At 71.3% G+C, this 19,524-nt stretch carries 16 protein-coding genes; 3 read left to right on the top strand and 13 right to left on the bottom strand.

Going from position 1 to position 19,524, the window contains the following annotated elements; all coding sequences use genetic code 11:
- Positions 1–62: 62 nt before the first annotated feature.
- The 11 genes from ACPYN4_RS00880 to ACPYN4_RS00930 form a co-directional block, all read right to left on the bottom strand.
- The gene (locus tag ACPYN4_RS00880; protein WP_315549503.1) at positions 63–830 is read right to left on the bottom strand and encodes an amino acid ABC transporter ATP-binding protein; all 768 of its coding nucleotides are present in this window, start codon (positions 828–830) and stop codon (positions 63–65) included.
- A complete protein-coding gene (locus ACPYN4_RS00885; RefSeq protein ID WP_239279793.1) occupies positions 827–1,672 on the bottom strand; it encodes an amino acid ABC transporter permease in 846 nt (281 codons plus the stop codon). The genes ACPYN4_RS00880 and ACPYN4_RS00885 overlap by 4 nt, the downstream gene beginning before the upstream one ends.
- 23 nt (positions 1,673–1,695) lie before the next feature.
- Positions 1,696–2,559 carry an ABC transporter substrate-binding protein gene (locus ACPYN4_RS00890; protein ID WP_315549504.1) on the bottom strand — a complete coding sequence of 288 codons (864 nt, stop codon included), beginning with the start codon at positions 2,557–2,559 and terminating at the stop codon, positions 1,696–1,698.
- Between the two features lie 197 nt (positions 2,560–2,756).
- Positions 2,757–3,305, bottom strand: coding sequence for a hypothetical protein (locus tag ACPYN4_RS00895; RefSeq protein WP_424445361.1), 549 nt, complete (start codon positions 3,303–3,305; stop codon positions 2,757–2,759).
- A gap of 31 nt (positions 3,306–3,336) precedes the next feature.
- Positions 3,337–4,134 carry a transglutaminase family protein gene (locus tag ACPYN4_RS00900; protein WP_315549513.1) on the bottom strand — a complete coding sequence of 266 codons (798 nt, stop codon included), beginning with the start codon at positions 4,132–4,134 and terminating at the stop codon, positions 3,337–3,339.
- Between the two features lie 58 nt (positions 4,135–4,192).
- Positions 4,193–4,996, bottom strand: coding sequence for an HpcH/HpaI aldolase family protein (locus tag ACPYN4_RS00905; protein WP_424445362.1), 804 nt, complete (start codon positions 4,994–4,996; stop codon positions 4,193–4,195).
- Positions 4,981–5,766, bottom strand: coding sequence for a 2-keto-4-pentenoate hydratase (locus ACPYN4_RS00910; protein WP_424445363.1), 786 nt, complete (start codon positions 5,764–5,766; stop codon positions 4,981–4,983). Before ACPYN4_RS00910 ends, ACPYN4_RS00905 begins: the two co-directional genes overlap by 16 nt.
- Positions 5,766–6,926: a 3,4-dihydroxyphenylacetate 2,3-dioxygenase gene (gene hpaD, locus ACPYN4_RS00915; protein ID WP_424445364.1), complete on the bottom strand. Its 1,161-nt coding sequence runs from the start codon at positions 6,924–6,926 to the stop codon at positions 5,766–5,768. Before hpaD ends, ACPYN4_RS00910 begins: the two co-directional genes overlap by 1 nt.
- A gap of 69 nt (positions 6,927–6,995) precedes the next feature.
- Positions 6,996–8,510, bottom strand: a complete 1,515-nt coding sequence (gene hpaE, locus ACPYN4_RS00920) for a 5-carboxymethyl-2-hydroxymuconate semialdehyde dehydrogenase (RefSeq protein ID WP_424445365.1) — start codon at positions 8,508–8,510, stop codon at positions 6,996–6,998.
- Between the two features lie 19 nt (positions 8,511–8,529).
- Positions 8,530–9,189, bottom strand: a complete 660-nt coding sequence (locus ACPYN4_RS00925) for a GntR family transcriptional regulator (RefSeq protein WP_424445366.1) — start codon at positions 9,187–9,189, stop codon at positions 8,530–8,532.
- A 1-nt stretch (position 9,190) separates the two neighbouring features.
- Complete coding sequence (locus ACPYN4_RS00930; protein ID WP_424445367.1) at positions 9,191–10,717, bottom strand: fumarylacetoacetate hydrolase family protein; 1,527 nt, start codon at positions 10,715–10,717, stop codon at positions 9,191–9,193.
- A gap of 130 nt (positions 10,718–10,847) precedes the next feature.
- Between ACPYN4_RS00930 and ACPYN4_RS00935 the strand changes: the two genes are divergently transcribed.
- Positions 10,848–12,233: an MFS transporter gene (locus ACPYN4_RS00935; RefSeq protein ID WP_424445368.1), complete on the top strand. Its 1,386-nt coding sequence runs from the start codon at positions 10,848–10,850 to the stop codon at positions 12,231–12,233.
- Positions 12,234–12,282: 49 nt separating this feature from the next.
- Positions 12,283–14,166, top strand: a complete 1,884-nt coding sequence (locus ACPYN4_RS00940; RefSeq protein WP_424445369.1) for an FAD-dependent monooxygenase — start codon at positions 12,283–12,285, stop codon at positions 14,164–14,166.
- 4 nt (positions 14,167–14,170) lie between these two features.
- Here the strand turns inward: ACPYN4_RS00940 and ACPYN4_RS00945 are convergent, their stop codons facing one another.
- Together ACPYN4_RS00945 and ACPYN4_RS00950 are read right to left on the bottom strand one after the other, a co-directional pair.
- Positions 14,171–15,931 carry a Na+/H+ antiporter gene (locus tag ACPYN4_RS00945; RefSeq protein ID WP_424445370.1) on the bottom strand — a complete coding sequence of 587 codons (1,761 nt, stop codon included), beginning with the start codon at positions 15,929–15,931 and terminating at the stop codon, positions 14,171–14,173.
- 178 nt (positions 15,932–16,109) lie between these two features.
- Complete coding sequence (locus ACPYN4_RS00950) at positions 16,110–17,786, bottom strand: thiamine pyrophosphate-binding protein (RefSeq protein WP_424445371.1); 1,677 nt, start codon at positions 17,784–17,786, stop codon at positions 16,110–16,112.
- A 242-nt stretch (positions 17,787–18,028) separates the two neighbouring features.
- Here ACPYN4_RS00950 and ACPYN4_RS00955 point away from each other — a divergent pair, with 242 nt between their 5' ends.
- Positions 18,029–19,501, top strand: a complete 1,473-nt coding sequence (locus ACPYN4_RS00955; RefSeq protein WP_424445372.1) for an NAD-dependent succinate-semialdehyde dehydrogenase — start codon at positions 18,029–18,031, stop codon at positions 19,499–19,501.
- Positions 19,502–19,524: the final 23 nt, after the last annotated feature.

Genomic DNA, 19,524 nt, shown 5'->3' on the forward strand with positions numbered 1-19,524 from the left:
TGCGGCGCCGGTCGTTGAGCGAGGAGCGCAGCGACGAGACGAAACGTCGCAACCGACCGCGCTCAGGCGGTGACGCGGGCGAGGAACTCGCGCGTGCGGGGATGCTGCGGGGCGCCGAAGACGGATGCCGGGGCGCCCTCCTCCACGATCGTCCCGGCATCGAGGAACACGACGCGGTCGGCGACGTCGCGGGCGAACGCCATCTCGTGCGTGGCCATCAGGATCGTGGCGCCGTCGGCGGCGAGCTGCCGCACGAGTTCCAGCACCTCGCCGACGAGCTCCGGGTCGAGTGCCGAGGTGATCTCGTCGAGCAGCAGCACCTCCGGGTCGGTCGCGATCGCGCGGACGATCGCCGCGCGCTGCTGCTGGCCGCCGGACAGCCGATCGGGGTGTGCGCGCGCGTAGTCGCCGAGCCCGATGCGCGCGAGCAGGTCGAGCGCGCGGGCCTCGGCATCCTTCCGCGGCATCCGGTGCACGACGCGCGACGCGAGCGTCACGTTGTCGAGGACCGACAGGTGCGGGAACAGGTTGTAGCTCTGGAACACCGCGCCCAGCCGCGCGCGCACCCGGTTGCCGTCTACGCGCGGGTCGGAGATGTCCTCGTCGCCGAGGAAGATCTGCCCGTCGTCGATCGGCTCGAGCAGTCCGAGACAGCGCAGCAGCGTCGACTTGCCAGAGCCGGAGGCGCCGATCAGCGCGACGACCTGGTGGCGCGCGAGCGAGACGGACACGCCGCGCAGCACCTCGCGGTCGCCGAACGCCTTCCAGACCCCCTCGGCCCGGAGCACCGGCGCGGACAGCACCGCCGCGCCCCGGTCGACGCCGCTCACAGGATCGCCCCCGACTGCTCGCGCTCGCGCAGCCGGGCGGTGTACCAGTCGGCCAGCCGGATCGTCGGGATCGCGAGGAGGACGAACAGGATGCCGGCGACGACGTACGGCGTGAAGTTGTAGCTCAGGGCGGTCGCCGAGCGGGCGGCCGCGAGCGCGTCGAACACGCCGAGGATCGAGATGAGCCCCACATCCTTCTGCATCGAGATGAAGTCGTTCATGAGCGGCGGCGTCATCTTGCGGAGGGCCTGCGGCAGCACGACGCGTCGGAGCGTCTGCGCGTAGCCGAGTCCCAGCGCCCGGGCGGCAAGGCGTTGGGAGGGGTGCACGGCCTCGATCCCGGCGCGGATGACCTCCGCGACATACGACGAGTAGGTGAGCGTCACCGCGATGACCCCGAGCAGCACGACATCGACGCGCTGGTTCAGGATGGTGGGCACGCCGTAGCCGATGAGGTACAGGACGATGATGAACGGGAATCCGCGGAACAGGTCGGTGTAGGCGGCGGCGAGCACCCGCACGGGGAAGAAGACCGGGCCGCGCAGCGTCCGCAGCACCGCGACGAGCAGGGCGACGATCGCCACCGTGAACACCGAGATCCCGAGCACCGTCAGGTTGAGCAGGAACCCGTCCCACACCTTCGGCAGCGCCTCCCACGCCGTCGCCGGGTCGAAGAACGTCTCCTGCACCTTCGTCCAGCCGGGCGTGTTGATGACGGTGACCCACACGATCGCGGCGAACACGAGCGTCGAGGCCACCGCCATCAGCACCGAGCGGCGCTCTCGACCGCGCCGGAACGCGCGGCGATCGAGCTCGAGCGCGCTGGGCGTGTGGCCGGTCACGCCGACGACGCTACCCGAGTCGGTCACTGCAGCTGCGGGATGCCGTCCGTGAAGACGCCGAGCCACTCGGACTGGAGCTTCTCGAGGGTGCCGTTCTCGCGGAGCGTGTCGACGGCGGCGGTCACCTCGGTCGTCAGCGGCGAGTCCTTCGCGAGCAGCAGGCCCCACTGGTCGGGCACGCCGGCCGCGGGGAGCTGCCCGACCACCAGCGAGTTCTCGATGTAGAAGTTCGCGGCCACGTAGGCGGTGGGCGTGTCGAGCACCATGGCGTCGATCTGGCCGGCCTCCAGCGCCGCGCGCGCGTCCTCGTTCGAGGCGTACAGCCGCGGCGCGGTCGTCGGCGCGATGGCCTTCTCGAGCGTCGTCGCGCTCGTCGACCCGGTCATCGCGCCCAGCAGCAGGGGCTTCAGGCCCGCGATGTCGGTGACGCCGTCGGCCTTGCTGCCCTTGAGGGCGACGACGGCCTGGCTCGCCTCGTAGTAGGGCGAGGAGAAGTCGACGGCCTGCTTGCGGTCGTCGGTGATCGTGTACTGCTGGATGTTGAAATCGAAGTTCTTCGGCCCCGGAGCGATCGCCGACTCGAACGAGGTGCGCACCCACACGACATCCGCCTTGTCGAAGCCGAGCTCGGCGGCCACGGCATAGGCGACGGCCGCCTCGAACCCCTTGCCGGAGGCGGGGTCGTCGTCGATGACATACGGCTCGTACGCCGTCTCACCGGTCGCGATCGTGAGCTTGCCGGGGGTCACGTAGCCGGCGTCGGCGACCGCGGGGGCATCGCTGCCGGATGCCGCGGGTGCCGCACCGCCGGAGGCGCAGCCGGTCACGAGCAGGGCGAGGGCGGCCGCGGTGGCGGCGAGGGCGGTGCGCAGGGCAGGACGCGTCATGGAAGGACCTCCGGGTGTGGGTGCACGCGGCGCGTCGGATGCTGTGGACGAGCCGGCTCTCCCATCCTCGCGCGAACGCCCGGTGGCGAGGGCCTCGGGCGTCGCTTTGTTACGAGGTCTTCATCCCAGCGGGCATCGCGCGCGGGCATCGCGGGCGGGCATCGCACGCGGGTGCACCCCGGCGCGATCGCGCCCGCTCAGCTCTTGCCGAGGTCGTCGAGCATCTTGCGCTGCTCCGGCGTCAGGCCGTCGTTCAGCTCCTGACGGCCGGCGGCAGCGGGGGTCGTGGCCGCGGCATCCGCGCCGGATCTCGCGCTCAGGCTGGCGTCGGCCCGGTCGTAGAGGTCGCCCGCGGTCTTCTCCAGGCGCCCCGAGACGCGTGCGTAGACGAACCAGCCGATCGTGATGATCACCGGCGGCAGCACGAATGCCCAGAACCAGCTGCCCCCGAGGTCGACGCCCGACAGGAGCACCGTGATCAGCCAGACGATCGCCGCGACAAGCAGGACGATCACCGCCTGCACCAGCCACTCGCCGGTCTTCGTGCGCTCGCCGGCCGATTTCGCCGCTGCGGACTGGAACGCCTTCGTGACGAGCGGTCGCACCACGAGCTCCGCCAGCGCCATCACCAGCGCCGCCCAGATGACGGCCCAGCCGACGTGCGCGGGCGTGAGCAGCCCGATCACGAGCAGCACGACGACGTTGAACACGTACAGCGACGCAAAGCGCACGATCCAGCTCTTCATGAGTTCAGGATGGCACGCCCGTCCCCTGACGTCACCCGATCGAGACGAGGTTGCGGACGTCGTCGGCCGGGAGCGCGTCGACGGTCGCCGTGACGGTCAGCTCGGCGAGGTCGGCGCGGCCGCTCATGACGCTGAGGAACGCGGTGTCCGCGGCATCCCGCCCCGTCGCGATGCGGACGAGACTCTGCCTCGGCGCGAGCGTCGTGGCGTCGACGACGCGCCAGGCTCCGTCGACCCACGCCTCGGCGACCGCGTGGAAGTCCATCGGGTCAAGGCCCGGTGCATAGACGGCGACGAGGCGCGCCGGGATGCCGCGGGCGCGCAGCAGCGCGACGCACAGGTGGCTGTAGTCGCGGCAGACGCCGCGGCGGTTCAGGAGCGTCCGGGTCGCGCCGTCGGTGGGAAGGCTCGATCCGCTGACGTAGGCCAGGCGTGTGCCCACCCAGGACGAGACGGCGGCCAGCAGCGCCACGGGGTCATCGATGCCGGCGAACTCGGCCGCGGCCGTCGGGGCGAGCGCGTCGGACTCGGCGTAGCGGCTGGGACGGCCGTAGACGAGCAGCTCCGTCTCGTCGGTCTCGAGCGCGGCGGCGGGTCCGTCGAGGGTCGCGGCGTAGTCGACCGTGAGCCGGCCGGGTTGCGCGTCGAGACGGTGCAGGCGCGTGCCGTGCGCGTCGGCGAGCTCGCGCATCGCGACGGGTGCGCCGTCGAGGGTCGCGGTCAGGGTCTCGGATGCCGGGGCGTACGCGGAGGAGACGGCGATGGCGAACACGAGGTCGGCCCGCTCCGTGACGTCGAGGACGATATGGCTGGTGACGGTGCGCTGCATCCCCCCAGCGTCCCACGCGCAGGTTTCAGCGTCGTGACGGTTGACATCGGGCGCCGGCTCAGTAGCCGGCGCGCAGGGTGTCGTCGGCGGTGGGGATCCACCGGGCGGCGAGGGCCTCCGAGCCGCGGGCGAGCAGGGCCACGTCGGCGCCGACGAGGACGAACGCGGCGCCGGCATCGAGGTAGGACTGCGCGACGGCGGGATCGAACGCGTTCACCCCGACGGGCTTGCCCGCGGCGATGACGGCGGCGAAGGCGCGGGCCACGGCATCCGTCACCTCGGGGTGCGTCTGCTGACCGAGCAGTCCCAGGGATGCCGCGAGGTCGCTCGGTCCGACGAAGACGCCGTCGATGCCGTCGACGGCGGCGATCTCGGCGGCCGCGTCGACGCCCTCGATCGTCTCCACCTGCACGAACACCGACACGTAGGCATCCGCGTTCTGCAGGTAATCGTCGACGCGGTTCCAGCGGGCGGAGCGCGCCAGCGCCGACCCCACCCCGCGCCGCCCGCGCGGCGGGTAGCGCACCGCCTCGACGACGGCCCGCGCCTCGGCGGCGGAGCCGACCATCGGCACGAGGATGTTCTGCGCCCCGAGGTCGAGCACCTGCTTGATCGTCACGACGTCGCCGATCGGCACCCGGACGACGGGCGTCGCGGTCGTGCCGGCGACGGCCTGCAGCTGCGACACCACCGTGTCGAGCGTGTTCGGGCCGTGCTCCATGTCGATCAGCACCCAGTCGAGCCCCGACCCGGCCATGATCTCCGCGACGAGGGGCGACCCCGAGCACACCCAGCCGCCGGCGAGGGGGCGGGATGCCGCGCCGAGCCGGTCGCGGAAGGTCGGACTCAGACGAAACGGCATGTGATGACCCCCATCGGCCCGAAGTCGCAGTGCACCTCGTCGCCCTGCGAGACCCACATCGGCCTCGTAAACGACCCGGCGAGGATGATCTCGCCCGCCTCGAGTCTGGCACCGTGCTGGGCGAACTTGTTCGCGAGCCACGCGACGCCGGTGGCCGGATGCCCCAGCACGCCCGCCGCGACCCCGGTCTCCTCGATCTCGCCGTTGCGGCTGAGCACTCCCGGCACCCAGCGCAGGTCGATCTCGTCGGGGCGCTTGCGCACATCGCCGAGGACCATCGCGCCGTAGGCGGCGTTGTCGCTGATCGTGTCGACGATCGTGCGCCCCTCCAGCTCGATGTGGGAGTTCAGGATCTCGAGCGCCGGGACGGCGTAGTCGATAGCGGCGAGGGCATCCTCGAGGGTGCAATCGGGGCCCGCGAGCGGGGTCTTCAGGACGAAGGCGAGCTCGACCTCGATGCGCACGTTGGAGAACCGCGCCGCCTCGATCTCCGACCCGGACGGGTACACGGTGTCGTCGAACATGACGCCGTAGTCGGGCTCGGTGATGCCCGTCGCCCGCTGCATCGCCTTGGAGGTGAGCCCGATCTTGCGCCCGACGAGACGCCGACCCGACGCGACCATGCGGTCGCGCCAGACGCCCTGGATCGCGTACGCGTCCTCCACGGTCGCCTCCGGGTAGCGGGCCGTGATCCGCGGGATCACGCCGTGCGTGCGGTCGGCCTCGGCGAGCTCGTCGGCGATCGCCGCGATCTGGTCGGGGGTCAGCATCAGAGCTGGTGCCCCAGCTTGTACTCGCCCTTCTTGTAGTCGGGCATCGAGTCCTCACCGGGGCGGGTGTAGCTGAAGCCGTCGGCGCCGATCGTGACGGCCATCTCGGAATCGTCGGTGCGGGCGACGACGGGCTGCGGGTTGCCGTCGAGGTCGAGCACGAGCGAGGCCTCGGTGTACCACGACGGGACCACGGGGTTCCCCCACCAGTCGCGGCGCTGGTTGTCGTGCACGTCCCACGTGACGACGGGGTTGTCGGGGTCGCCGGTGTAGTAGTCCTGCGTGTAGATCTCGACGCGGTGCCCGTCGGGGTCGCGCAGGTACAGGTAGAACGCGTTGCTGACACCGTGGCGGCCGGGGCCGCGCTCGATCGCGTCCGAGCGGCGGAGCGCCCCGAGCTTGTCGCAGATCGCGAGGATGTTGTGCTTCTCGTGGGTCGCGAAGGCGACGTGGTGCATGCGCGGGCCGTCGCCGCCGGTCGCGGCGGTGTCGTGCACGGTGGGCTTGCGGCGCATCCACGCGGCGTACACGGTGCCGGCCTCGTCCTGGATGTCCTCCGTCACGCGGAAGCCGAGGTCCTGGTAGTGGCGCACGGCGCGCGGCACGTCGGGGGTGACCTGGTTGAAGTGGTCGAGGCGCACGAGCTCGCCGGGCGTGTGCAGGTCGTAGCGCCAGCTCAGCCGCTCGACGTGCGTCGTCTCGTAGAAGAACTCGTACGGGAAGCCGAGCGGGTCCTCGACGCGGACCGAGTCGCCGATGCCCTTCACGAATCCCTCCGGGCGGCGCTCGACGCGGCATCCGAGTTCGGTGTAGAACGCGACCGCGCGGTCGAGGTCCTCCGCCGACCGCACGCGGTAGCTGAACGCCGCGACGGCCGCGATCGGTCCCTTGCGCAGCACGAGGTTGTGGTGGATGAACTCCTCCGTCGAGCGCAGGTAGATCGCCTCGTCGTCCTCTTCGGTGACGTACAGGCCGAGCACGTCGACGTAGAACCAGCGGGAGGCCGTGAGGTCGGTCACCACGAGCTCCATGTACGCGCAGCGCAGGATGTCGGGCGGGGATGCCGCGGGTGTCGCGACCGGGTTGTTGGAGTGGATCGGCGCCTCGGCGCTCACGTAGTAACCCGACGAGGTCAGGGTCATGTCATCACGGTTGGTCATGTCAGCGTCCTTGCTTTCGTGTACCACCGGTCGCCGGGCGAGGAGCGCAGCGACCGTCATGGGGAGGGGTCAGTTCTTGCCGAAGGTGGGGTTGTGGACCTTGCCGAGCGTGATGTGCACGGCCTGCTGGTCGGTGTAGAAGTCGATCGAGCGGTAGCCGCCCTCGTGTCCGAGTCCGGAGGCCTTGACGCCGCCGAACGGGGTGCGGAGGTCGCGCACGTTGTTGGAGTTCAGCCACACCATGCCGGCCTCCACAGCCTGCGCGAAGTTGTGCGCGCGCTTCAGGTCGTTGGTCCAGACGTACGCGGCGAGGCCGTACTTCGTATTGTTCGCCAGCGCGAGGGCCTCCTCGTCCGTGTCGAACGGCGTGATCGCGACGACCGGCCCGAAGATCTCCTCCTGGAAGATGCGGGCGTCGGGGGAGACGTCGGCGAAGACCGTCGGGGCGACGAAGTTGCCGAACGCGAAGCCCTCCGGCTGGCCGCCGCCAGCGACGAGCCGGCCCTCGCCCTTGCCGATCTCGACGTAGCTCATGACCTTCTCGAAGTGCTCGGGGTGCACCAGGGCGCCGACCTCGGTCGCGGGGTCGTGCGGGTAGCCGACCTTCACACGCTGCGCCTGGGCGGCGTAGCGCTCGACGAACTCGTCGTACACGTCCCGCTGCACGAGGATGCGGCTGCCGGCCGTGCAGCGCTCGCCGTTGAGCGAGAAGACCCCGAAGATGGTCGCGTCGATCGCGGCATCCAGGTCGGCATCGGCGAAGACGACGGCGGGGCTCTTGCCGCCGAGCTCCATCGACAGGCCCTTGAGGTACGACGCGGCGTTGCCGAAGATGATCTGTCCCGTGCGGCTCTCGCCGGTGAAGGAGATCAGCGGCACATCGGGGTGCTTCACGAGCGCGTCGCCGGCGTCCTCGCCGAGGCCGTTCACGAGGTTGAAGACGCCCTGCGGGAGGCCGGCCTCTTCGAAGATGCCGGCCCACAGCGATGCCGACAGGGGCGTGAACTCGGCGGGCTTGAGGACGACCGTGTTGCCGGTCGCGAGCGCGGGCCCGAGCTTCCACGACTCGAGCATGAACGGGGTGTTCCACGGCGTGATGAGCCCCGCGACGCCGATCGGCTTGCGGTTGACGTAGTTGATCTGGCGACCCGGCACCTTGAAGGTGTCGTCGGCCTGCGCGACGATCAGGTCGGCGAAGAAGCGGAAGTTCTCCGCCGCGCGGCGGGCCTGCCCGAGCGCCTGCGTGATCGGCAGCCCCGAGTCGAACGACTCGAGCTCTGCCAGGCGCGCGTCGCGCGACTCGACGATGTCGGCGATGCGGTGCAGCACCCGTGAGCGCTCGCGGGGCAGCATCTTCGGCCACGGGCCGTCGGTGAACGCGCGACGGGCGACGGCGACGGCGAGGTCGATGTCGGCCTTCTTGCCGGCGGCAGCCTGCACGTAGACCTCGTTCGAGACGGGCTCGAGCACGTCGAAGGTGTCGCCGTCCTGCGAGTCGACGAACTGCCCGTCGATGTAGTGGCGGATGCGATCGGGCAGGTCCGCGGGGACGTGGCGCCGGTCGAGGGCGGGGGCGTCGGTCATGGTGTCTCCTTCGACGGGGTCAGTGATCGTGGCGCGCCCGCAGGAACGCGTCGAGCGTGCGCAGGCGGTGGTTGCGGGTGAACAGCTCGAGCTCGTCGGGGTCGGCGCCGGTGCGGATGAGTTCGACGATGCGGTCGTGCTCCTCGACGGAGTGCCGGGGCCGCGACGGGATCAGCGCGAACGACGTGTCGCGCAGCCCCGCCAGCCGTGACCAGCCGCGGTCGACGAGATCGAGGACGTGCGGGTTCGGGCACGCGGCGAACAGCACGGCGTGGAACTGCTGGTTCAGCTGCGTGTAGACGTGCGCGTCGAAGTGATCGAGCAGGCGGTGCATGCGCTCGTTGATCTCGGATGCCGCGGCCAGGTCCTCGTCGGTGAGATGCGGCGCGGCCAGGCGCGTCGCGTAGCCCTCGACGAGGCTGAGGGTCTGCATCGTGTAGACGTACTGGTCTTCGTCGACGACCGAGACGCGCGCGCCGACGTTCTTCTCGAAGGTGACCAGGTGCTCGGCCTCGAGCCGGCGGATGGCCTCGCGCACCGGCACGACGCTCATGTCGAGCTCGGCGGCGATGCTCGCCAGCACGAGGCGGTACCCGGGCCCGTACTCGTGGCGGGTGATCCGCTCGCGGATCCAGTCGTAGGCGTCCTGCGACTTGCTGCCGGTCTCGACGGTGCTCATCTCACTCACCGGTCCCTGCGCCGATCGAGCGGGCCGTCTCGTACTGCGCGCGCCAGGCGGCGTTCATCGGGAAGAGGCCGTCGATGGGGTGACCCTCGGCGACACGGGCGGCGATCCAGGCATCCTCGTCCTCCTGTGCGAGCGCCGCGTCGGCGACCTCTTCGGTGAGGGCTGGCGGGATGACGATGACCCCGTCGGCGTCGCCGACGATGACGTCCCCCGGCTGCACCGTGGTGCCGCCGCACGCGATCGTGATGTCGTGATCCCACGGGACGTGCTTGCGGCCGAGCACCGCGGGGTGCGCGCCGACGGTGTACACCGGGATGCCGACGGCGCTGACCGCGTCGAGATCGCGGACCCCGCCGTCGGTGACGACGCCGGCGGCGCCCCGCGCGTGCGCGCGGATCGCGAGGATGTCGCCGAGCGTGCCGGAGCCGGCTTCGCCGCGGGCCTCGATGACGATGACCTCGCCGTCGCCGACGGCGTCGAACGCGCGCTTCTGCGCGTTGTAGCCGCCGCCGTGGCTGGCGAACAGGTCTTCGCGGCCCGGCACGAAGCGCAGCGTCTTCGCGGTGCCGACGAGCCTCTGCTCCGGGTGCAGCGGGCGCACGCCGTCGATCGTGACGTTGTTGAGGCCGCGCTTGCGCAGCTGCTGCGACAGCCCCGCGACGGGGACGCGCGTGAGCTTCTCGCGGAGTTCGGGGGAGAGGCTCGGCGCTTCGACAGGCTCAGCGACCATGGCCGGCAGCCCCACCGCCTCGCGGGAGCCCCAGGCCTCTTCGCGCTGCGTGTCGTCGACGGCGGGGAGCGAGCCGACCGCGGCGTCGTACGCGACGTCGGGGCCGTCGACGACGGTCGTGACGAGCCGGCCCGAGGTGGCGCCCGTCGCCGGGGCGTCGACCTCGACCTCGACGACATCGCCGGGGACGATCACCGACGAGCCGGCCGGGGTTCCGGTGAGGATCACGTCACCGGTTTCGAGAGTGAGGTGCTGCGACAGGTCGGCGACGAACTGGGCGAGGGGGAAGATGAGGCCGGCCGTGGTGTCGTCCTGGCGCAGGTCGCCGTTCACCCAGGTGCGCACGCGCAGGCCGGCCGGGTCGACCGCCCGCGCGTCGATGAGCTGCGGCCCGATGGGCGTGAAACCGTCACCGCTCTTGGAGCGGACGTTCGAGCCCTTGTCGTTGGCCCGCAGGTCGTAGAGGCCCAGGTCGTTGGCGGCGGTGACCCACGCGACGTGGTCCCACGCGGTCTCCAGCGACACGCGGCGGGCCGGGGCGCCGATGACGAGCGCGATCTCGCCTTCGAAGGCCAGCAGCTCGGTGCCGGCGGGGCGCTCCACCGTGCCACCGGAGGCGGCGACCGAGCTGGATGCCTTGAGGAAGTACGAGGGGGATGCCGGGCGGCGCCCGCGCTGTGCGGCGCGCGAGTCGTAGCTCAGGTGCACGGCGACGATCTTGCCGGGGCGGGTGGGCAGACCCGCGAAGCGGGCATCCGTCTCGGCCGGCTGGGTGGTGTCGGTGGTCATGAGCTCCCTCGCTCTTGCGTCGTATCTGAAATCGTATATGATCATCGGAAGGCGGGCAAGTGATCTTTCGATCCCGGTCCAGCCGCACCCCGACGAAGCCGTCGTCGCCAACTGACACTGGAGTCATGACATGAGCACACCTTCCGTCCCCGCCGGCGGGTTCACCCCGACCGGCACGATCGCGAGCCACACCGATCGTCGCCGCGTGGTCTTCGCCACGGTCGTCGGCACGACCGTCGAGTGGTACGACTTCTTCATCTACGCCACGGCCGTCGGCCTGGTCTTCGGCGAGCTGTTCTTCGCGCCGCTCGGCGCCAACAGCGCCCTCGTCGCTTTCGCGACCGTCGGCATCAGCTTCCTGTTCCGCCCGCTCGGCGCGTTCCTGGCCGGCCACCTCGGCGACAAGTACGGCCGCAAGCCGGTGCTGATGTGGACGCTCATCATGATGGGTGTCGCAACGGCGCTCATCGGTGTGCTGCCCACGTACGGCGCCATCGGCATCGCCGCGCCCGTGCTGCTCGTGCTGCTGCGCATCGTGCAGGGGATCTCCGCCGGCGGCGAATGGGGCGGCGCGGTGCTCATGGCCGTCGAGCACGCGCCCCGGCCCCGCCGCGGCGCCTTCGGAGCGTCGCCGCAGATCGGCGTGCCGCTGGGCCTGCTGCTCGCCTCCGGTGTCATGGCGCTCATGACGCTCCTCGCGCCCGGTGACCAGTTCCTCACGTGGGGCTGGCGCATCCCGTTCCTGCTGTCGGTCGTCCTCATCCTCGTCGGCTACTACGTGCGCCGCCGCGTCGAGGAGAGCCCCGTGTTCGCTGAGCTCGCCGAGCGCAAGGAGGAGACGAAGATGCCGATCGTGCAGCTGTTCCGTCGCCACGCGCTGCTCGTGATCATCGCCGCGCTCGTGTTCGCCGGCAACAACGCCGTCGGCTACATGACCACCGGCGGCTACATCCAGGGCTATGCGACCAACCCCGAAGGGCCGCTCGCCCTCGAGCGCGGTCCGGTGCTGTGGGCCGTGACCGGCTCCGCCGTCACGTGGCTGCTGTCGACGCTCGCCGCCGGATTCATCTCCGACCGCATCGGCCGCCGCACGACCTACATCATCGGGTGGATCCTGCAGCTGGTCGGTGTGTTCACCCTCTTCCCGCTCGTGAACACGGGCGACATCGGGCTGCTGTTCCTGGGACTCGCGATCCTCACGATCGGCCTCGGCTTCACCTACGGACCGCAGGCGGCGCTGTATGCGGAGCTGTTCCCGGCATCCATCCGTTTCTCGGGCGTCTCCATCTCGTACGCGATCGGGGCGATCCTCGGCGGTGCGTTCGCCCCCACCATCGCGACGGCGCTCGTGCAGGCCACCGGAACGACGATGTCGGTGACGTGGTACCTCGCCGGCATGACCGTGCTCGGCCTCATCGCGACGCTGCTGCTGCGTGACCGCAGCGGCATCCCCCTCGGCCCCGACCACGAGGCCGAGCAGTCGGTGAGCCCCATCCGGGGCATGGCCAAGGCCTAACCGGCCGCGTCCGCACGGGCCGCCACCCGCACACCTCGAGGAGACGACGATGCAGTTCCACCACCACGGCTACGTGTCCGCGGACCCGCGGATCCAGCCCGCCGCCGGCACCGGGATCGACCGGCCGACGGAGGTTCCCGACGAGGTCGACGTGCTCATCGTCGGGTCGGGACCGGCCGGGATGCTGCTGGCGGCGCAGCTGTCGCAGTACCCCGACGTCACGACGCGACTCATCGAGAAGCGCGAGGGGCGGCTCGTGCTCGGGCAGGCCGACGGCATCCAGCCGCGGAGCGTCGAGACCTTCCAAGCCTTCGGGTTCGCGGAGCGCATCGTCGCCGAGGCGTACAACATCGGCTGGATGAACTTCTGGGGGCCCGATCCGGCCGACCCGACGCGGATCCTGCGGCGCTCGCGCACCGCCGACTACGCGTACGACATCAGCGAGTTCCCGCACCTCATCGTCAACCAGGCGCGCGTGCTCGACTACTTCGCCGAGGCCGCGGCGCACGGCCCGGGCCGCATCGTGCCGGACTACGGCGTGGAGTTCCTCGGGCTCACCGTGCCCGGCGACGACACCCTTCCGGTCGACGTGCGTCTCAGGGATGCGACGGGCGCCGAGCGCACCGTCCGCGCCCGCTACGTCGTGGGCTGCGACGGCGCGCGCAGTCGCGTCCGTGCGGAGATCGGACGCGTGCACGTCGGCGACATCTCGCAGCATGCGTGGGGCGTCATGGACGTGCTGGTGGAGACCGACTTCCCCGACTGGCGCATCAAGTGCGCCATCAACGCGGAGGCGGGGAACATCCTGCACATCCCGCGCGAAGGCGGCTACCTCAGCCGGATCTACGTCGATCTCGGCGCGGTCGCCGCCGATGACGACCACCGCGTGCGGCAGACGCCGATCGAGGAGATCATCCGTCGCGCGAACGAGATCCTCCACCCGTACACGCTCGACGTGCAGAAGGTCGCCTGGCACAGTGTCTACGAGGTCGGGCACCGCGTGACCGATGGTTTCGACGACGCGCACGGAACCGACCGCGCGCCGCGCGTGTTCCTCACCGGCGACGCCTGCCACACGCACAGCGCCAAGGCCGGTCAGGGCATGAACGTCTCGATGCAGGACGGCTTCAACCTGGGCTGGAAGCTCGGGTCGGTGCTGTCCGGGTTGAGCCCGGCATCCCTCCTGTCGACGTATGGCACCGAGCGGCGCCCCGTCGCCCAGCAGCTGATCGACTTCGACAAGGAGTGGTCCTCGCTCATGGCGCGCAAGCCCGAGGAGATCAGCGACCCGGGCGACCTCGCGACCTATTACCTCGCGACGGCCGAGTTCCCGTCGGGGTTCATGACGCAGTACGAGCCCGGCACGGGCGTCGTCGCGCGCGGCGCGCACCAGGAGCTCGCGACGGGGTTCCCGCTCGGCAAGCGGTTCAAGAGCGCGCCCGTCACCCTCGCCGCCGACGGCAACGTCGTGCACCTCGGTCACCACGCGAAAGCCGACGGGCGCTGGCGGATCTACGCCTTCGCCGATGCGGACGGGCTGGCGGAGGGGTCGGCGCTCGCGGGGTTCGCGGCGTGGCTCTGGTCGTCGCCGGACTCGCCGGTGCGCCGGTACACGCCGGCGGATGCCGACGTCGACGCCGTCTTCGACGTGAAGGCGATCGTCCAGGGCGGCTACGACGAGATCGACGTCACGAGTGTGCCCGAGATCTTCCGGCCCGAGACCGGGCCGCTTGGGCTCATGGACTGGGAGAAGGTCTTCGCCGCGGGGCCCACGCGCTGGAACGAGACCGACATCTTCGACGTGCGCGGTCTGTCTCGTGGTGGTGTCGTCGTGGTGGTGCGCCCCGACCAGTACGTCGCGCACATCCTGCCGTTGGATGCCACCGACGCGCTCGCCGCGTTCTTTGAGCGCTGGATGCTGCCGCAGCGCTGACGCGTCAGTCCAACTGCTCGATGCCGCTCAGCCGCATCTCTTCGAGGTCGAGGTGGGCCTCGATGCGGCGCACGACGAGGTCGTCGATCGTGCCCTCGCGCCGCATCCGGTGCAGGACGGCGCGCTGGCGATCCAGCAGGGCGAGCTTGAGGCGCGTCGCTTCCTCGTGCTTCTGGATGGGCGAGCGCTGCGTGAGGTCGATCCCGTCGCTGGTCGCGAGCATCTGCAGAGCGGATGCCGCGGCCGTGCCGCCGCCCGCGGACCCGACCGTTGTGGTGCGCGGCGGTACCTCGCCGATCTCCGGGACGGGGCCCGTGTCGGCGGCATCCGGTTCATCGAGCATCGTCTCGAGCTCGGCGATCTGCGCGTCGTCGGTCTGCCGCTGCCGCGCGTAGGCGCGTGCGTTGGCGAGCTCGAGCATCTCGTAGCCCTCGCGCCGAGCGCGGTCACGCACATCGGCGCTGATGCCGTGCTCGGCGGCGATGTCGTCGAGCGCCGCGAGCGCCGCACCTGAGATCGCCCGCTGGGCGAGCTCGTACTCTTCGTCCGCGGCGGCGTCCTCGGGCAGACGCGCCCAGCGCACGATCGCGGGGAGCAGCGGTCCCTGCACGAGCAGGCTCAGCAGGATCACGCCGCCCGTCACGAACACGACGGCGTCGCGCCCGTCGAGCCCGTCGCCGCCGACGGTCGTCGGCACCGACAGGGCGATCGCGAGCGAGACCGCTCCGCGGAATCCGGCGACGGTGCTGACGATCCGCGCCCGGTTGCCGCCGCCGTGCGGCGCGCCCCGCGCGGGGCGCGTGAACGGCGCGAACAGCAGCTGGAACAGGTAGCGCACGACGAGGAGCGCGAGCCAGGCGGCGATCGTCACGAGCACGAGCGCGCCGATCTGACGCGCCGCGATGTCGTGCACGACGTACTGCACCTCGAGGCCGATGAGCACGAACAGCGCCCCGTTGAGCAGGTACACGCCGAACGGCCAGGCCGCCGTCGCCTGGCGGCGGGACGCGGCCGTCGTGATGCGCGGCAGCATCCATGCCACGATGAGCCCCGCGAAGACGACCGCCAGCACGCCCGACGCCCCGATGAGCTCGGCCAGGAGGAACGCCGTGAACGGCACCAGCAGCAGCGTCGTGTTGATGACGATGGCCGAGTGCGCGCGCCGCAGCGCCAGGTACGCGAGCGCCGCGACGGCGATGCCGGCCGCCGCGCCGCCCAGGTACGACACGAGCACCGTCGCCGTGATCGACCACGGCGTGATGTCGTCGCCGAGGGCGACGGACAGTGCGATCGCGTACACGACGAGCGCCGTGCCGTCGTTGGTGAGGCTCTCTGCCTTGAGCTTCATGAACATGCGCTGCGGCAGCAGGCGCCCGAGGGCGGCGACCGCCGTCGCGTCCGGCGGCGCGACCGCCGCGCCCAGGAGGAGCCCCGTCTGCCACGGCATGCCGAACAGCGTCGCGATCCAGGCGACGGCGCCGGCCGACGCGACGACCAGCAGCGTCGACATCGGGATGATGTAGCGCAGTGACCGGCGGATGGCGCGCAGCGACGTCGTCAGGCTCTCCCAGAACAGCATGACCGGCAGGAACAGCAGCAGCACCGTCTCCGGCGGCAGCTGGATCTCGCGCAGCGCCGGCACGAACCCCAGCAGCAGCCCGATGACGACGAGCAGCAGCGGCGTCGCGATCCGCAGCCGCGGCGCGAGCACCGTGCCGGCGAGGATCGCGAGCCCGAGCAGGACCGTGACTTCGAGACCTTCCATGGCATCCTCCTCGCGCTCTCGCACTCAGTGTGCGCTGAGGTTCCAGCGCGGCGCCAGGCCCTGGCATTCCCTGTCTCGCGCCGACCCCGGGGCCGCGAGTTCGCCGGTTCGTCCGCGAGTTCGCCGGTTCGTCCGCGAGTTCGCCGGCGAACTCGGCGCGGAACCGGCGAACTCGGCGTCAGGAGTTCACGCGGATGATCTCCTGCTGGTACGGCGCGATGACGTCGCCCGAGATGCGGCAGTCGAGCAAGAGGAAGGGGCGATCGGATGCCGGGGTGCGCGCCCAGCGCGCGAGCGCCTCGAGGTCGTCCAGCGTGCGCACGACGACGCCCGACGCGCCGACCGAGGTCGCGAGTCCCGCGAAGTCGACCTCCGGGATGAGCATCGGTTCGCGGGCGAGCCCCTGGAGGCCGTAGAGGTTCACCTCGGCGCCGTAGGCGGCGTCGTTCCAGACCACCGCGAGGCCGCGGCCGCCCGCGACCCGGACGGCCGACTCGAGGTCGGCGAGGGCCATGAGGCCGCCGCCGTCGCCGGTCGACAGCACGACCGTGGCACCGGGCTTCGCGAGGGCGGCGCCCGGCACGGACGGGAAGCCGAGCCCGATCGACTGGTACGCCGTGCCGACCATCATCAGGCGGTCTGGGGAGGCGACGGGCCAGTACATGTTGGCCCACCCGAGGAAGTGGCCGCCGTCGGTCACGACGACGCGGTCGCGCGTCGAGGGGTTGCTCTCGAGCAGCTCGCCGATGCGGATCGCCACCGAGCGCGGGTCGAGCCGGCCGTCGGGGGCGAGTGCGTCGCCCGGCTCTCTGGTGCGCAGGGCGGCGACATCGAGGGTCCCGCGCCAGCCGTCCGGGCGCGCCCCGGCATCCGCTGTCTCTGCGAGCTCGGCGAGGAGCGCCTCGGCGACCAGACGCGCGTCGCCGCGGATGAACCCGCCGACGTGCGGGTGGGTCGCCGCGGGGGCGATGTCGACCTGCACGACGCGCGTGCCGGGGGAGAAGAGATGACCGAACCGCATCGTGAACTGGTTGAGTCCCGCGCCGAAGACGACCGCGACGTCCGCCGTGCCGATGATCTCCATCGCCGCTTCGGCGCCGAAGCCGCCGGTGACCCCGAGGTCGAACTCGCCGCGCGGGAAGATGCCGCGCCCGAGCGCCGTGGTCGCCGTGACGGCACCCGTCGCGTCGGCGAGGCGTCCGAGGGCGTCGCCGGCCCCGGCGAGCCAGGCGCCGCGGCCGGCCAGCAGCACCGGCCGCTCGGCTCCGGCGAGGGCGCGGGCGAGATCGGCGATCGCGGCGCGGGCGAAGGGGGAGGACGGGGCGAGCGGCGCCGGCAGCACGGGCTGCGGCGCAGCGGGAACGGGCCCGGCGTCGAGTTTCGCGACGTCGTACGGGATCGCCAGCACCGTCGGCACCCGGTACGACAGCGCGTGCTCGATCGCGATGACGGTCGTGGCCGCGGCATCCGCCCGTCCCACGGTGTACGTGCGGGCGCCGACGGCGGAGGCGAGGGCGATCTGGTCGACGTCCCACGGGCGCGGACCGCTGGTGGGCTCATCGCCGACGACGAGGATGAGCGGCACGTGCGCCTGCACGGCTTCGGCGAGGGCGGTGAGCGTGTTGGTGAAGCCGGCGCCGTAGGTCGCGGTCGCGGCGGCGAGCCGGCCGCTCGCCCGGTGGTAAGCGTCGGCGGCGACGACGCCGCCGGCCTCGTGCCGGACGGCGGTGTAGTGCACGTCGGTCGAGCGCTCCAGCGCATCGAGGAAGTAGGCGTTGCCGTTGCCCATGACGCCGAACACGTGGTCGATGTGCTGGGCGAGGGTCTGGGCGACGTGGGCGGAGACGGTGGGCATGACGATGCCTTTCGAGACGGGACGGAGGAAGGCCGTATGTGTCTCGCGTGCCCCTTTTTCGAGCACCGGCTCGCGTCATCGCGTGCCGGACGAGTCGATTATACGGGCGCCGGATGCCGCGGCCCGCGGTCCCGCCAGGCTTCTCGCGCGCTCGGTGTCCGCCGATCAGGGCCACGGCAGCGGGCGATCGTATACGATTGCCGGAGAGATGTCATGCCGCATCCGACGACGAAGGAGTCCCCATGAGCGCTGAGCGTGAGACCGAACTGCTGAACCGCGTACCCGACGGCCTGTTCATCGGAGGGAGCTGGCGCGGCGCCGAGAACGGCGCGACGCTGACGGTCGCCGACCCCGCGACCGGCGACGTCGTCAAGACGATCGCGAGCGCCTCGGTCGCCGACGGCATCGCCGCCCTCGACGCGGCGGTCGCGGCGCAGGACGCGTGGGCGGCGACGCCCGCCCGCGACCGCGCCGAGCTGCTGCGCCGCGCGTTCGACCTGCTGCAGGAGCGCAAGGAGGACTTCGCCCTGCTCATGACGATCGAGATGGGCAAGCCCCTCGCCGAGGCCCGCGGCGAGGTCGCGTACGGCGGCGAGTTCCTCCGCTGGTTCAGTGAGGAGACCGCCCACCTGCAGGGTCGCTATGGCGCGAACCCCGAAGGCACCGGCCGGATGATCGTCACGCACCACCCGGTCGGGCCGTGCTTCCTCATCACGCCGTGGAACTTCCCGCTCGCGATGGCCACACGCAAGATCGCGCCGGCGCTCGCCGCCGGCTGCACCGTCGTCGTCAAGCCCGCTGCGCTGACGCCGCTGACGACGCTCGCGTTCGCCCAGCTGCTGCAGGACGTGGGACTGCCCGACGGCGTCGTCAACGTCATCACCACCTCGACGTCGGGGCCGGTCTCCGACGCCATCATCGCCGACCCGCGGCTGCGGAAGCTCTCCTTCACCGGGTCCACCCCGGTCGGCCAGCAGCTGCTGCAGAAGGCCGCAGCCGGGGTGCTCCGCACCTCGATGGAGCTCGGCGGCAACGCGCCCTTCGTCGTGTTCGACGACGCCGACCTCGACAAGGCCGTCGACGGCGCCATCGCTGCGAAGTTCCGCAACATCGGCCAGGCGTGCACCGCGGCCAACCGGTTCATCGTGCACCGCGACGTCGCCGACGAGTTCGCGCGCCGTGTCACCGAGCGCGTCGAGGCGTTCCGCACCGGGCGCGGCACCGAGGAGGGCGTTACGATCGGCCCGCTCATCGACGACAAGACGGTCGCGAAGGCCGATGAGCTCGTGCGAGACGCGGTGACCCGCGGCGCGACGCTGCGCACCGGCGGATCCGCGATCGAGGGCGCGGGATCGTTCTACCAGGCGACGGTGCTCAGCGACGTGCAGGCGGGAAGCGACATCCTCCGCGAGGAGATCTTCGGTCCCGTGCTCGCCATCGTCCCGTTCGACGACGAAGACGACGCGGTCCGCCTCGCCAACGACACCGAGTACGGCCTCGTCTCCTACGTCTACACCGAATCGCTCAGCCGCGGGCAGCGGATGATCGAGCGGCTGGCGACGGGCATGATGGGCCTGAACGTCGGCGTCGTCTCCAACGCCGCTGCCCCGTTCGGCGGCTGGAAGCTCTCCGGTCTCGGCCGCGAGGGTGGCGCCGAGGGCATCCACGAGTACCTGCAGACGAAGTACACGCTCACTGCGAACCCGTTCGGGTGACAGGCACCGCGGGCGGATGCCGC

It is taken from the genome of Microbacterium sp. CH-015, assembly GCF_049707015.1.
GTDB classification, from domain to species: Bacteria; Actinomycetota; Actinomycetes; order Actinomycetales; family Microbacteriaceae; genus Microbacterium; species Microbacterium aurum.